This is a genomic window from Hymenobacter coalescens (assembly GCF_054783195.1).
Window position 1 is genome coordinate 1 of sequence record NZ_BAAGRA010000020.1, and the last position, 15,207, is coordinate 15,207.

10 protein-coding genes are annotated in these 15,207 nt (G+C 63.4%); 5 read left to right on the forward strand and 5 right to left on the reverse strand.

All coding sequences use genetic code 11. The features are described 5' to 3' along the window. Positions 1 to 347 precede the first annotated feature (347 nt). The 5 genes from ACYVKQ_RS18920 (at position 348) to ACYVKQ_RS18940 (ending at position 5,747) form a co-directional block, all read left to right on the forward strand. Complete coding sequence (locus tag ACYVKQ_RS18920; protein ID WP_460676918.1) at positions 348 to 2,399, forward strand: BatA domain-containing protein; 2,052 nt, start codon at positions 348 to 350, stop codon at positions 2,397 to 2,399. 69 nt (positions 2,400 to 2,468) lie between these two features. After that, positions 2,469 to 2,978 (forward strand): DUF4199 domain-containing protein, encoded by a 510-nt coding sequence (locus ACYVKQ_RS18925; RefSeq protein ID WP_460676919.1) that lies wholly within the window; start codon positions 2,469 to 2,471, stop codon positions 2,976 to 2,978. 27 nt (positions 2,979 to 3,005) lie between these two features. Continuing rightward, positions 3,006 to 3,539: a DUF4199 domain-containing protein gene (locus ACYVKQ_RS18930; RefSeq protein ID WP_460676920.1), complete on the forward strand. Its 534-nt coding sequence runs from the start codon at positions 3,006 to 3,008 to the stop codon at positions 3,537 to 3,539. Further along, complete coding sequence (locus ACYVKQ_RS18935) at positions 3,532 to 4,512, forward strand: glycosyltransferase family 2 protein (protein WP_460676921.1); 981 nt, start codon at positions 3,532 to 3,534, stop codon at positions 4,510 to 4,512. Before ACYVKQ_RS18930 ends, ACYVKQ_RS18935 begins: the two co-directional genes overlap by 8 nt. 92 nt (positions 4,513 to 4,604) lie before the next feature. Then, entirely contained in the window at positions 4,605 to 5,747 is a 1,143-nt protein-coding gene (locus tag ACYVKQ_RS18940; RefSeq protein WP_460676922.1) for a glycosyltransferase, read from the forward strand. A gap of 220 nt (positions 5,748 to 5,967) precedes the next feature. On the opposite strand, the gene ACYVKQ_RS18945 is transcribed toward ACYVKQ_RS18940, so the two are convergent. The 5 genes from ACYVKQ_RS18945 to ACYVKQ_RS18965 all read right to left on the reverse strand — a co-directional run bounded on the left by ACYVKQ_RS18945 (position 5,968) and on the right by ACYVKQ_RS18965 (position 15,176). Beyond that, the gene (locus ACYVKQ_RS18945) at positions 5,968 to 7,077 is read right to left on the reverse strand and encodes a glycosyltransferase family 9 protein (RefSeq protein WP_460676923.1); all 1,110 of its coding nucleotides are present in this window, start codon (positions 7,075 to 7,077) and stop codon (positions 5,968 to 5,970) included. A 509-nt stretch (positions 7,078 to 7,586) separates the two neighbouring features. Beyond that, complete coding sequence (locus ACYVKQ_RS18950) at positions 7,587 to 7,826, reverse strand: PID-CTERM protein-sorting domain-containing protein (protein ID WP_460676924.1); 240 nt, start codon at positions 7,824 to 7,826, stop codon at positions 7,587 to 7,589. 7 nt (positions 7,827 to 7,833) lie between these two features. Next, positions 7,834 to 13,737, reverse strand: a complete 5,904-nt coding sequence (locus ACYVKQ_RS18955; RefSeq protein ID WP_460676925.1) for an IPT/TIG domain-containing protein — start codon at positions 13,735 to 13,737, stop codon at positions 7,834 to 7,836. Between the two features lie 375 nt (positions 13,738 to 14,112). Beyond that, the gene (locus ACYVKQ_RS18960; protein WP_460676926.1) at positions 14,113 to 14,388 is read right to left on the reverse strand and encodes a response regulator transcription factor; all 276 of its coding nucleotides are present in this window, start codon (positions 14,386 to 14,388) and stop codon (positions 14,113 to 14,115) included. Positions 14,389 to 14,441: 53 nt separating this feature from the next. Further along, positions 14,442 to 15,176, reverse strand: a complete 735-nt coding sequence (locus tag ACYVKQ_RS18965; protein ID WP_460676927.1) for a helix-turn-helix transcriptional regulator — start codon at positions 15,174 to 15,176, stop codon at positions 14,442 to 14,444. Between the last annotated feature and the right edge of the window lie 31 nt (positions 15,177 to 15,207).

The window sequence follows — 15,207 nt, forward strand, 5'->3', positions numbered from 1 at the left end:
CGCCCCGCGGTCCTGCCCTGGACCGCGGGGCGCGCCTGTTTGCCCCCCCCCGTACCGGCGGCCTCTGCCAGGCGGCGGCCAAAGAGCGGCGCCCTGCGGGGCGCTGGCCGCGAACCCCCAGCGGCTGGGTAAACTCATGGCAGTAATATCTTATTACTGCCAGCGCCGTGCTGGCGAAAGTATCCACCCTTGTTTGGGGAAGGAAAGCTTTCTTTTAGCCCTCGGTATGTAAGATGTCAGCATTGATTAGCATGGCTTAACTTCTATGGAGCTAGCTTATCCGGGTTCAGGCGTCTTTTCTTTGCATTTCGCGTTATTGAGATTCAGGATAATTTCCCTGCTGTTGCATGAGCTTTCTGCATCCTTGGTTTCTGTTGGGTTTATTTGCCCTTGCTGTACCAGTTGTTCTTCATCTATTTGAACTACGGCGGCCGCAGCAGATATTGTTCACCAACGTAGAATTCATCCGGGAAGTAAAACTTGTTACTGCCAAGCAACGACGCCTGCAGCATTTGCTTGTTTTAGCATTGCGGTTGGGCTTTCTGACGTTCTTGGTCTTGCTGTTCTGCCAACCGTTTCTGATGGCGCCTCAACAGGGCAGTGTACCTGAAGCCAGCGTAAACGTGGTACTGGACAGTTCTCCCAGCATGACAGTGGAGTCGGAGAATGCTCAGCCATTGCTTGAGCGCGCCAAAATCGAAATGCGCCGCATGGGCGAAGTACTGCCCTCAACTACCCAATATCAGGTGTGGGCAGAGACAGGAGCAGCAAGCAGTGTGTCAGCAGACAAGCTAGTCGAGACATTGGATAGGGCAGAAATAACGGCGGCGAGCAACGGAATCAGTAATTCGTTGCGCCGTTTGCTAAATCAATCAGGACGTGCTCAACAAACTACTTTCCTCTTATCGGACTTCCAGCGTACCGATTTTGGAGCTGAACAAGTTAGGCTGATGCGCGAAGCCGGCCAAGTTTATTTGTTGCCAATGGCGGCAGGAGCCGTTGCTAATCCCTTCGTCGATAGTGTTTATCTAGTGGATGAATTCATACGGGTAGGCGTGGATCTGCCTTTGCAGGTAAAAGTGCGCAATGGCGGCGACCAAGACGCGGCCGCTGTTCAAGTAAGAGTATTGGTTGGAGACCGGCAAGTCGGTAGCTATCAAGTAGACCTGACTGCCGGCGCGACTGCCGTCAATACGGTTCGCGTTCGGTTGGCTGATGCTAAGCCCCAGCTTGGCCGGGTCGAGCTTGAAGGGTTACCCGTAACCTTCGACAACGTCTACTACTTCACGCTGACTCCAAGTGGCCGTATCCGCATTATGGACGTCAGTGCTGGAGCAACGGCTGCGCAGAAACTGTACCCCAATGAAAGCACGTTCTCCTATGCGTTGCTCAACCCCAGTGCTGTGACTGCTGCTGGGCTGGCGGCTACCGATATGCTGCTGCTGCAAGGCACTGCCCGGCTGGGCAGTGAGCAGCGCAATGCTGTGCAGCAGTTTGCTCAGCAAGGGGGAACGGTGGTCGTGGTACCGCCGCCCAACGCTGCCTTGCGCAAGGATTTTGACCAGTTGCTGGCCGATCTGGAACTGACGATGGTGCGGTGGAACAATGCTAATGGCAGCGCTCCGCAGGATCTGGCTATGCCCAATCGGCAAAATCCCTTTTTCAAGGACGTATTTTCAGAGCAGGTGCGGCAACCGGATTTGCCGCGGGCCACGCCGCTGCTGACGTGGGGCCGCTCGACAACCGATGTACTACAGTTCCGCGACGGGCAACCATTCCTATCCGGCTTCCGACGGGGGCAGGGGATGGTGTACGTTTTTGCATCTCCGCTGCAAAACGGCTTCTCCACGTTCGCCGAGCATCCGCTGTTTGTACCCGTAATGTACCGGCTGGCTACGCTGAGCAAGTCGACGCCGCAACTGCCGGCTTACCGGCTTACCGACCGAGCTGTCGTCCTGCGGCAACCAGATGCCGGCTCCGAGGAGCGCGAAAAGGTGTACAAGCTCAGCAATGACAGCGCCACCTTCATTCCGGCCCAGCAAACGCGCAACGGTCGTTTGTATCTGCAACTGCCGCCCGAAATGCGACAGGCCGGGTTCTACCGGCTTACAGAGGATGGTCAAGAACTCGGCACGCTGGCTTTTAACGTAGACAAGAAGGAGTCTGAACTGGCGCGCTACTCGGCCGAGGAACTGCGGCAGATGGTCGCGAACTATCCCAACGTGCACGTGTACGAGGCCGGAGGCGAACGGAGTGCCGCAAGTCAGTTTGCAGAAGAGCGTACCGGTACGCCGCTGTGGCGCTACTGCCTGGTAGCGGCGCTGCTATGCCTGCTCGGCGAGGCGCTGGTGTTACGTTTTGCCCGGCGGGGGGAACGTACGGTGGCTACAGCCGCTTAACAGCCCAGCCGTAGGTTGGCAAAAGTGGCCTAACTTGCAGCTTGGGGCCATAACCCGGTCCGACGCATAATGAAGAATCAAGCAGTAATCCGGACGGCCCTGCGTGTGGGTGTTATAGCCGGGGTTGTCTGCATCGCATGGAGCGTGCTGCTGTACGCTACCGGGCAGAACCCTTTTGGTCCGAAGCGGCTGATGAGCGTATTCGTACCGCCGGTTGCCGCAGTGGTGGCAGAGTGGCAATTGCGCCGCTACTTTGCCGAAGGCCCTGGCCTGGGCCGTTCGCTGTTGACGGGGCTGCTCACAGTTTTTGTGACGGCGCTGCTGTCGGCGACTGGGGTGTATACCCTGGCCCGGGTGGCCGGTCCGGAACTGATTGAGAAAAATCGGCAGGAAATGGAGCAGGTCGTGCGGGCGGAGCGGGCCAACTTCCTCAAGGAAAAAGGCGGTAAGGAACAGTACGAGCGCACCCTGGCCGGCATAGCGGCCACGCCGCAAGGGCTGGCTACGGATGATTTTAGTAAAAAACTGTTGTTGGGCCTGTTGCTTTCGGTGCCTGGTGCCGTTTTTTTACGCCGGTAACGTCTCGTAATTCAAACCCCTTTTTCCATGGAAAACACTTCTACAACTTCCGTCACCTCTACCGCCGCGGGCCTCCGTTACGGCGTCATCATCGGCATCGTCACGGTGATTTACTCGTTCGTGCTCATGATAACGGGGCTGGAACAGAATGCCGGGCTCGGGTTTCTGACGTTTGGCATTCTGATAGCGGGCATCGTGTTGGCGCACCGTTATTACAAGCAACACAATGCGGGGTTCATGTCTTACGGGCAAGGGCTGACCATTGCGGCGGTGGAAGGGGCCATCATCGGTCTGCTGAGCGGCATCTTCCGCTACGTGTACGTGAACTTCATCGACCCGCAATACCAGGAAAACGCGATGGAGGCCATGCGCGCCAAGCTGGAAGAGGGTGGCAACATGAGCGACGAGCAGATCGATCAGATGATCCAAACCACGCAGCGCTTTTCCTCCGATGGCCCGATTGGAATCCTGATAGCTGTATTGGGCACGGCTTTTTTTGCCTTCCTGATTTCGCTGGTTATTTCCGCCTTTACCAAGCACAATCGCCCCGAGTTTGAGTAAGCTGCCCCCGAAAACCTTCCCCGTTGAGCTGTCTATCGTAATTCCCCTGCTCAACGAAGCCGAATCGTTGCCCGAACTGACCCAGTGGATACGGCGCGTGCTGCAGGCCCGCGGGCTGAGCTACGAAGTCATTCTGGTGGACGACGGCTCGACGGACAATTCCTGGGAGGTAATCGAGGAGCTGGTGGCCGGCGACGCGGCCCTGCGCGGCATTCGCTTCAACCGCAACTACGGCAAGTCGGCGGCGCTCGACACGGGCTTCCGCGCCACCCGCGGCCGCGTGGTGTGTACCATGGACGCCGACCTGCAGGACTCGCCCGAGGAGCTGCCGGAGCTGTACCGCCTCATCACCGAGGAGCGCTACGACCTGGTGAGCGGCTGGAAGAAGAAACGCTTCGATCCGCTGACCAAAACCATTCCGACGAAGCTGTTCAACGGTGTGACGCGCTGGATTTCGGGCATTCAGCTGCACGACTTCAACTGCGGGCTGAAGGCCTACGACAGCCGCGTGGTCAAGAGCATCGAGGTGTACGGGGAGATGCACCGCTACATCCCTGTCATTGCCAAGTGGGCCGGTTTCCGGCGCATCGGCGAGAAGGTGGTGCAGCACCAGGAGCGGAAGTACGGCGTGACCAAGTTCGGCCTGGAGCGCTTCGTCTACGGCTTCCTCGATTTGCTCAGCATCACGTTCGTAAGCCGCTTCCGACGCCGCCCGATGCACTTTTTCGGCACCATGGGCGTGCTCTCGTTTTTCATCGGGGCCATTATTACGCTCTGGCTGACGGGGGAGAAGGTGTGGCTGGCTAGCCACAACCTGCGCGCCCGCGACGTGACGGAGCAGCCGCTGTTTTTCTTGGCGCTGGTGGCCGTGGTGGTTGGCGTGCAGCTGTTCCTGGTAGGCTTCCTGGCCGAGATGGTGCAGTTGAACGGCCAGCGCGAGTACCTGGTGCGCGAGCGGCTGAATCTGGACTAATTACCTTCTTGATTGCTGGTGGTTGATTGTTAGCCGTTCTGACGTGCCAAAAACAATCAACCACCAGCAATCAGCATTTAATAATCAATCCTATGCGCGTAGTCATCATCGGGCCGGCGTACCCGCTGCGCGGCGGGCTAGCTACCTACAACGAGCGGCTGGCACGGGCTTTTCGCGAGACCGGCGACGAGGTACGCATTGTCACCTTTAGCCTGCAGTACCCGGAGTTCCTGTTTCCGGGCACTACGCAGTACAGCACCGACCCCCGGCCCACCGACTTGGACATCGAAGTCAGCATCAACTCGGTGAATCCGCTGAGCTGGTGGCAGGTCGGGCGCCGGCTGCGCCGGGAGCGGCCCGACCTGGTGATTTTTCGCTTCTGGCTGCCCTTCATGGGGCCGGCGCTGGGCACCATTGCCCGCCTGGTGCGCGGCAACCGGCACACGCGCCTCGTCACCATCACCGACAACGCCATTCCGCACGAGCCCCGCCCCGGCGACCGGCCGCTGACGCGCTACTTTCTGCCGCAGAATCACGGCTTCGTGACCATGAGCCGGGCCGTGCTAGCCGATTTGCGCCGCCTGGGCCTGAAGCAGCCCGCCCGCTACCAGCCCCACCCGCTCTACGACAACTTTGGTCCCATCGTGCCCAAGGCCGAGGCGCTCCGGCGGTTGGGGCTTGATCCGCAGTACCGCTACCTGCTGTTCTTTGGTTTTATCCGCGCCTACAAGGGCCTCGATACACTGCTCACGGCCTTCGCCGACGAGCGGCTGCGCGGACTGCCCGTGAAGCTGATTGTTGCCGGGGAGTTCTACGAGGACGCGGCGCCCTACGAAGCCCTCATCCGGAAGCACCACCTGGAAAGCCGCCTGGTGCGCGCCACCGAGTTTATCCCCAACGGGCAGGTGGCCCACTACTTCTGCGCGGCCGACCTGGTGGTGCAGCCCTACAAGGATGCCACGCAGAGCGGGGTGTCGCAGATTGCCTACCACTTCGAGCGGCCCATGCTGGTAACCGACGTGGGCGGCCTGGCCGAGCTGATTCCGAACGGGGAAGTGGGCTACGTGGTGCCGCCCACGCCCCAGGCCCTCGCCGACGCGCTGGTGGACTTCTGCACGCACCCCGGGAAGGAAGCCACGTTCGAGGCCGGCACCCGCCACTACAAGCAGCAGTTTTCCTGGAACGAGATGGTGAAGGCGCTCAAAGCCGTGGCCCAGCCGGAAAGCAAGGAATAAGCCGTTCTGCCCAGCGGCCCGGAACCCATTGTTTTGGCCGGGGTAGGCAGTCCTAACCACCTAGAAACCATTGTTGTCATCGTGGTAGAATGTCCCACCGGCCCGAAGCCGGTTGTTTCTATCGACGTGCGAAGTCCCACCGGCCCGAAATCAATGGTTTCCGGGCAGGTGGGACTTCGCAGCATGACCAGACAACGGCAACGCTCAACTGCCGGGCCTGCTACAGCGGCTGACTCGCCAAGCTCTGCTGCACAGCGGCGAAGACTTTCTCGGCCGGCAATTCCTCCATGCAGCTGGTGCCCAAGCGGCACGAGCCGCGGTAGAAGCACACGCACGGCCGGTCGGGCTGCACGATCTGGCCGCGGCCGTAGAGGTCGAATTCGTAGGGGTTGAAGATGTTGTTCATCAACACCGTGGGCTTGCGCAGGGCAATGCTGATGTGCATGGCCATGGTCACCTGCGTCACGATGAGGTCCATCTGGTCGAGCAGGTTGATGAACTTGGGCAGGGAGAAATGCCCGGGATACACGGCGCCGGTGGCCGCGTGCAGGCGCTGGTTGCGGTCGGCTTCGGCCGCGCCGCCGAGCAGCACGGGCTGGTAGCCGGCCTGTTGCAGCCGACTGATCAGCGCCACCCATTTCTCGTCGGACCAGAGGCGGGTGGTCCATCGGTCGCCACAGCCGGTGTTCAGGCCCACGCGGCGGCCGGCGGGCGGAAGCATGGGCCACTGGTAGCCCTTGTCGGCGTGGGTGTCAAACACGTATTCCTCGCCCCGGAACTCGAAACCGCACAGCTCGAAGATTTCCTGCACGTAGGGCTTCTGGTTCTGCAGGCTCAGCTCATCGAAGACGCCGGTAAGATACTTGTGCTCGGCCAGCGCGTTCTGGGGCCACACCACGCCGTCGTAGGGGCGTAGGGCGTAGCCAAACTTCTGCCCGGCTTTGATGGCGTTCAGCAGGGCGCCGGCTTCCTTGTCCTTGTCGAGGTTATAAACAATGTCGAATTCACGGCCCTGCAGCTGCACCACGCTGCTGAGCTCAAACTTGAGCACTTCATCGGGGCCCTCCTGCGCAGGCAGGATGGCGGGCGTGTGCGTGAGCCAAGTGATGTAGGCCTGCGGATACTCCTGCCGCAGGCGGCGCAGCAGCGGCGTGGTCCGAATCACGTCGCCGATGGCGCCGAGCTTGATGATGAGGATGCGCTGCTGCACCGGCGCGTACACCGGGCAGCCGCCGCACTGGTAACCGTGTTCCTTGTTGGGGCGGCAGGGCAAATCACCGCGGAAGTGGCGGCAGTCGGGATGAACGGTGATGCCGTGGAGGTCGGGCATGTGGGGCGGAGGGAGTGAAGCGGAGCCTAAAATTAGTGTTCCGCTGCCAATGCCGCCGGCTAGCCGGGCCGCTGACATTGATTCAGGCGCATAAAAAAAGCCGCCTCCAGCTGGAAGCGGCTTTTGCACTGCCTCAACGGGGCAGCGGGCCCGGTTGGGAGAATAAAGCGGCGGCCCGGAGGCCACCGGTTGATAACAAGCTTGGTTATGTGAGCAGGCAAAGCGGACGAGGCAGGCATGAACGGAGCCGGAAGAGCAACAACAACGACCAAATAAGTCGAGTAAGCTGCCCCTATCCCGGCGCCCCGGCGTAGCCATTCACAAAGGTGCGCATTTTGTCAGGGCCGCTACAATACCCACTTTCAGGTATTTGCGCGCTTTAAATCAGGGAGTCATGGACTCGCGCGAGGCGCCAAAAACGTGAGTCAATCTATCAAATCGGGCCAAGACAAAAGCCGCCTCCCTGGGGAAGCGGCTTTTGTGTGGTTAGCGGTTCGGGCAGGCCGCAATCAGCTCCGATGGGCCCGACGACGCAGGGCACGCAGCCCCAGCCCGGCGCCGGCCGCCAGCAGCAGCGAGGCGCCGCCATCGAGCGGAATGCTAGTGGGCGCCGGAGGGGTGGCGCCGGGGACCGGCCCGCCGCTGCCGGGCGTTTGGGCCTGGGCGCCGCTTCCTGCGAGCAGCAGGCCGGCAAGGGCTAGCCGCGAAGCGGGGAAGTAGGCGGTATGTGGGAAACGCGCAAATTTCATGGCGAAACTATTGTTTGATGACCCGCTTGGTGAGCTGCGTGCCATCGGGGAGGGCCAGGCGCAGGGTGTACACGCCGTTGGGCAGGTGCGCAACCGTGAATTCGGCGCGCAGGCCGTTGTTGCCGGCCTGGAGGGTACGTTGCAGCACCAGTTGGCCAAGGCTGTTGTAGAGGGCGGCTTCGGCGCGGTGGCCGAGGCCGGCCGCGGGCAGCTGCACCGTAAATGACTCCTGGGCGGGGGTGGGGTGCACCGACAGGTGGTGAGCCAGTGGGGCTGCGGTGGTAGCCGTTACGCTGCCGGGGCGGAGCACCAGGCTGAAGCGCGAGCCGGCCGTGGTGCCGGCCAACGAGAACCGGTAGGCAGTCTGGTTCGTCAGGCGCAGGTCCTGGCCGGTCTGGGCGTCGCGCAGGGACACCGTGGCGCCAGCGGCCATGTTCAGCAGCTGCACGGCTTCCAGCGTATAGACCCCGGGGGTGGGCACGCTTACCTGCAGCGGCACAATGGTCGGGGCGGTGATGGGCGCCAGACCGGAAATGGCCAGCGGCGTGCTGCCACTCAGCAAGGCCAGGTTCAGGCCGGTGCTGTTGGGCAGTTTGCGCGCATCGAAGGCGGCCTCGAAGCCGGCGGAAGCGCCGGCTTCGGTGTATAGGTACGCCTCGTCGCGGCTGCCGGCCCCCGCGAGGGCCAGCTGCAACTGCGGCCGCGTGTCGGCCGTGGCGCGCAGCAGGGGCGTTGCGTCCACCGCAGTCAGGCGGTGGGCGTTGCGCAGCGTGAGCGAGCCGGTCGTGGCCGTATCGGCCACGCGCACGAAGAACGCCTGGCCCAGCGGCAGAATCGGCGAGGTGCCGATGCCATTGGCATAGCTGCGGTAGCGCCCGATGTAGCGGCCGGTGCTTTCGTAGACGTACATGGCGGCATCCAGGCCGGCGCGGTCTGCGGCCGTCACGCGGCTCCAGTCGAGCGGGGCCGGGTAGGGGTTGCCCACCAGCTGCCAGCCGGCCTCGGCATTGCGCACGCGGCTGAACGACAGCGCCTGGGTGCCCGTGGTGAGCGTACCCTGGAAGTCCACCGTTTCATTGCCGGGCACTTCCACCGTGTAGCCGCGGCCTACCAGCAGCGGGTCCGTCGTCGACGCCGGCGAGAACCAGCCCTTGTCGAACGCCGAGTAGGTGGTAGCCGGGCTGCTCACCACGCGGGCCTGGTCGTAACCAAACACCGTGGGGAAGGGCGTAACGGTTCCGGGCGTCGCCGACGTGTTGTACGCCGGGTTTGCTACCGGCGCGGAGCGCGGCGTGGTCAGGTCGGCCATGCTGGTGCCCTGCACGGGCGCCGTGAGGTGGCGGTAGCCCAGGCCTGCGTTCAGGCTGGGGCTGAGGTAGCGCTGCACGGTGGCTGTGCCCTGCACCAGGCCCGTGCCGGCGTTAACCACCAGCGCCGTGGTATCGGCGTCGGAGAGGAGCAGCAGGGGCTGCCCGCCCGTCACCAGGTTCCCGGCCGCGGCCAGCGTCAGCATCCCACGAATGGCCACCGGCTGCGTGAGCGTGACGGGGCTGCCGTTGGCAATCCACAGTTCGCGTACCTGCGCGGGGAGCCCCGAGCCCGTGTTCTGAGCGGCGGTGCCGCTGTAGCGGTAGCGGGCGTGGCGCGAGAACGTACGCGTGCCGCTCACCTGAATACCGCCCGTGCTGCCCGTGGCGCTGATGCCCTGCGGCGAACGGGTTACCAGGGTGGCATTGCTGGCCAGCGCAAAGCTGCCCAGGCCGGTAATGAGAAAGCCGCCGTCGTCGAGCAGGCCGCCGGCTTGTACCAGCAGCGTGCCTTGCACCGTCAGGTTACCCGTCAGCGTGGCGGCGCCCGTGGCCGTGACCGTGACGTTGTTATACGTGCCGGTTACGGTCTGCGCACTGCTCACCACCAGGTTCGATACGTTGTTGACGACGGTGAAGCCGCCCGGCGCCGTGGCCGAGCCGTTGGGGCCGCTGATGGTCAGCTGCGTCAGGCCGGGGGCAAGGCCTGCCGGTACCGTCGCCCGAATCAGGCTGTCCGATACCACCGTGAAGGCCGCAGCCCCGCCGGGGGTAAAGATTAAGCCGGCAGTGCCGGTGAAGCCCGCACCATGCAGGGCAATGGCCGAGCCGGCGGGGCCGCTGGCCGGGCTCACCGCGAAAATGGCCGGGGCCGTGCCCACCACGAAATTCGGGGCCGAGGTAGCCGTGCCGGCCGTGGTGGTGATGCGGATGGGGCCGGTAGTAGCCGTTGCCGGCACATCAAACCACACCTGCGTGCCGCTTACCGGGTCGTTGACGAAGGGCGTGGTAACGGCCACGTTGTTGACCGAAATGCCCGTGAGGTTGAATAGGTTCGTGCCCGTAACCGTCACGCTCGTGCCACCCGAACCGCTGGAGGGCGTGAAGGCCGTGATGGTCGGCACGTCGGCCACGTTGGTAACAGTGACGGTGAACGTGCGCTCCAACCAGAGCCCGCCCTGGTCGGTGGTCCGAACCCGGATGGAGTAGCTGGCCTGGGTTTCGAAGTCGAACGTGGTGTTGGCGAGCAAGCGGCGGCCGCTGATAACGAAGTTGCCATTGCCGCCACTGCCCACGCCGGTTACCAGCGTGTAGGTGTGCGTGGTGTCGCTGGGGTTCGGATCGGTAGCGAAGAAGGAGCCGACAAGGACGTTGTTCGGCTGATTTTCCGCCACGCTGCTGTTGCTCAGGGTCAAGGCCGTCGGGGCCGCGTTGGGCACCGGCACCGTGAATGAACTAGCGGAGGAACCCGTGCCGCCAGGGGTCGTCACGCTGATCAGGCCCGAGGTGGCGCCCGTGGGCACCGACGTGGTGATCTGCGTAGCGGAGTTGACCGTGAACGTCGCGGCAAGGCTGTTGAAGCGCACGGCGGTAGCGCCGGTGAAGTTGGCACCGGTCAGGGTGACGCTCGTGCCAGCGGGACCCGAAGCGGGCGTGAAGCTGCTGATGGTCGGGGCCGGGGCCGTCACGGTAAAGTTCGTGGCGCTGAAGCCCGTACTGCCCCCCGTGTTTACACCAATGGGGCCGGTCGTGGCGCCGGTCGGCACGGTAGCCGTAATCTGATTGTCCGAGTTCACCACGAAGCCGCTGCCGAACAGGAAGGTCGAGTTGAAGGAGACAATCTGGGCTCCCGTAAAGTTGGCACCGGTGATGACCACCTGGGTGCCTGGCGCGCCGCTGGCGGGCGTGAAGGAGTACACCACCGGATCGGGCTGCACGGTGAAGTTGGTGCTGCTCACGGCCGTGCCGCCGGGCGTCGTCACGCGGATCGGGCCGCTGATGGCCCCCACCGGGACGTTGACGCTAATCACGCCCGCGTTAGCCGTCGAGATGTTGGCCTGTACCGGGCCGCCGTTGCCGGTAAACGTCACCGACGACACGCCGGTAAAGTTGGTGCCGGTGATGTCGACGCGCATGTTCACCGGGCCGCTGGCGGGGGTGAAGGAGGCAATGGTCGGCGCGGGAGCCGTGACGGTGAAGGCGCCGAGCGAGGAGACCGTGCCGATGGGCGTGGTCACGCTGATCGAGCCGGAGGTAGCGCCCGTCGGCACCGACGTGGTAATCTGCGTCGCGGATACCACCGTATACGCGGCGCTGGTACCGTTGAACCGGACGGCCGACGCCCCTGTGAAGCTGTTGCCATTGATGGTTACGGCCGTGCCGACCGGGCCGGAAACGGGTGTGAAGCTGCTGATGTTCGGGGCGCCCTGCACCGTAATGCTGACCGGGGCGCTGGCCGTGCTGCTGCAGCCGCTGCTGTTGCTGGCCACCACGGTGTACTGGGCCGTGCCTTGGCTGGTAACGCGGGCCGTGACGGTAGCGCCGGTAGTGCTTTGCAGGCCCGGCCCCGTCCAGGTATAAGTCAGGTTGGCGTCGGGGTTGGTCACGCTCAGCGTAATCGGCTGGTTGGCCGCCACCGTCGAGGGGCTGCCCGTTGCGGTGGGTGTGGCCGGGCCCGAAGTAACCGTAACCGTGACGGGCCGGAAGTCGCTGTCGCAATAGCTGCCGGTGCTTTCACGGTACCGGACGCCGTAAGTCGTCTGCCCAACAGGCAGTACCGGTGTGGTGAAGGATGGTCCCGAGGCCAGCGGCGAACCGGACATCTGGCTGTTAAACCACTCGTACGTGGCGCCGGCCGGGGCGCCGGTGGCCGTGAGTGTAACGCTGCCCGGCCCGCAACGGGTAGCCGGTGCGGCCGACGGAGCAGGAGGGTTCTGGATAGTCAGGGTAAAGTCCTGCGAGGTGCTGCAGCCGTTGGCCGAAGCCGTAATGCGGTACTGGGCGTATCCGTTCGCCAAGCCGCCCGCGCCGAACGTATAGCTGGCCGTCATAGGGGAACTGCTATTCGTGGGGGGAGCTACTCCGCCAATTCTCTCCAGCGTGAACACGTACTGTTCGTTGTCGGTAGACGTGACGTTCACCAAGCTAGTACGGCCTACGCATTGCACGTAGGGAGTCACCGTGAAGGTGAAGGGCACCGGGCAGTTGCTCACCCGGAATTGGGTGGGCGAGAACACGCCGCCGCCCGGGGTGGTGACGTGGATAAAGTCGGTGCGGGCCCCCGTGGGCACGGTCACGGTCATCTGCGTGCTGCTGTTCACCACTACATTGGTGGCGAAGGCATTGTAGAAGCGCACGATGGGTGTGCCGGAGAAGTTCGTGCCGGTGATGACTACGCTGGTCGTGCCCGCAATGCCGCTGCTGGGCGAGAAGCCCGTAATGGTTGGCGCAGGTATCGTGACGTTGAAGGACGTAGCCGAGGTAGCCGTGCCACTAGGGGTGGTTACGCGGATGGCGCCGCTGGTTGCGCCAGCAGGCACGATAACGCCGGTAATCTGCGTGCCGGCCGCGTTGACGGTGAAACCCGTCGTGACGGTGTTGTTGCTCGAGCCGGCAAACGCAATGGCGGTCGTGCCGGTGAGGTTGGTGCCGTTGAGGGTCACGCTGGTGCCGGCCGGGCCGGTAGTAGGCGTGAAGGACGTCAGCGTGGGCGTCGTGCTGTAAACGGGCGTGAGCGTAAGCGTGCCGGCTGCACCCCCAATGCTAGTAGGACGCAGGCCAAAGGTGGGGGTAGTACCACTTACCAGAGCGGTTGGTTGAACATAGCTTGAGCCGCCGCCGCCGGCACCATACTGGCCTCCATTGACCGCGCCGCCGCCGCCGCCGTAATAGCCGCCGCCGCCGCCCCAGCCACCGGCTGATTGACCGGTAGCGCCAGCGCCGCCTTCGCCGAGCGAGCCACTCCAGCCATTGAAGGCCCCGGTGCCACCGGCACCGCCCGCGCTGCTGGTACCGGCCCGACCATCCATGAGGTTGGTCCCATTGGTGCCGGCACTGGATCCTTGCCCTGCGCCTCCGGCTACCACCAGACGTGCGCCCAGGGTACTGGCTAGCGTGCCGCCCTCTAAGGGGTTGGCGGCGGTGGCCCCGCTGATACGACGCAGGTCGGTAGCGCCGCCGCCGCCTGAGCCACCCGGTTGAAACGAAGCAACGCCGGTCGCTCTGCCGCCCATGCCCCCACCGTTGTACCCACCTGCTCCCGGGTCGCCGTTGCCCAGGGCCGTAAGGCCAGGGCCGCCGGCGACTACCGTAAGCACCTCGCCGGGTACTACTTGAATCGTGGCCGTAACCAAAGCACCCCTGGACACCTCGCTAACGCTAACGCCCGAGGCCGCTACCTGTAGCTGAGTTACGCCGGCCGGCACCGTATACGTTTGGGGAGACCCTATGTAATTAGGGTATGACCCATTGAAGTTAAATGTGGTCGGAGGAGCCGTTGACTGGGCTGCAGCCCCCATGCTGCTCACGAGCAGCATACATACCCTCAGCCAAGCCCAAGGCGGCTTGCCGACGCCGGCTGTTCGACGCGTAAAAAGTGTGTGCATAGAAAGGTGGTTGAAGAAAGGTGTGTGTAGAAGAGAAGGTGCAACTCGGGGAAAAACCGGGTTGCTTGTGGACCTGGAATAGCAGGGGAATTAATCTGGGCTAGACCGCCAGGCTGAAAGTCCGCTCGGACTACAGGCAGAGCTATGCAGCGGCAGGCGGCGCCATGGAGCGACCGCAACCCAAAAAAATAATGTTGAGGGACCCTTCAGGCGGGCCGAACGAGCAGATAATACAATGAAATAGGAGCTCAGTAGACGTGGAGCACAGGTTGCAGCATGGTTGGAAAAATCCTACAAATTTCATTCCCTTGCCTCTACTTATCCTATACCCACTTCCTGGTATTTTATGTGTGTAAATATTGGTATATGAATAAATTAGGCCAAGCTCAAAGCCCGCGCGTACCGGCCGAGGGCAAAGACCGAGTCGGCCTGCAGCTTGCGGCGCAGGTTGCGGCGGTGGGTCTCGGCCGTGTGGGCGGCGATGTGCAGCTCCGCGGCCACTTCCGGGGCGCTGTAGCCCATGGCCAGCAGGCGCAGCACCTGCCGCTCGCGCGCCGTGAGCTGCACGTACTGCTGCTGGTGGCGCCGCAGGAAGCGGTTCTCCTCAATCAGGCGCTGCACCTTCAGCATCACGTGGCTGGACGGGTCCACCGGGCTGGCACCCAGATGTGAGCGGCTGATGGCGGTGGCAACCCGAACCGGTGTCAGATCAGGTCGAAGGCCCGGGCATACTCGCTCAGCTCGAACACCGATTCCGCGCCGAGCTTCTGGCGGATGTTGCGGCGGTGGGTTTCGGCCGTTTGGGGAGAAATATGGAGCAATGCCGCTATTTCCGGGGCACTATGGCCCAGCACCAGCAGGCGCAGCACCTCCCGCTCGCGGGTGGTAAGGGCGGCAAAGCGCGGCGCGTTCTGGCGCAGAAAGGTGTTTTCTTCCAGCAGCCGGTTCACCTTGTGCGTTACGTGGTGCAACGGGTCGATGGGGACGGAGGACGTAATCAGCAGCAGCGGCTGGCCGGTGTCTTCGTCGCGCAGCAGTACGCGCGTGGCGCTCAGGTGCCACACGTAGCTGCCATCCGGGGCGGTGCGCACCTGCTGAAATATGCTCACGGAGGCCCAGGGGTCCGGGTTCTGAATCATCTCGTACACCTTGGGCAGGAGCTCCGCGGCATCGGCCGGGTTAAAATACTTGGCCCAGTAGCCCGGGCCCAGTGCCTGCAGCTCCGGCAGCGTCGTGCGCAGCTCGTGCAAGCCGCGCCGCGACATGTACTCGACGCGGTCGACAAGCAGGTTCGCGACAATGATGACGCCCGGATGAAAGTCGGCGGTAGCGGCAATTTCGGCCACGGCGGCGGCCATGCGGGCCTGCTGCCGGGCCGTGGCCGGGTGCTGCTCCGTGGGGGGCACGAGCAGGGGGGAGGAAGCGTCGGGGTGCGACATGCTGGTGGCGTAGGCAAACCCGGACGTGGCC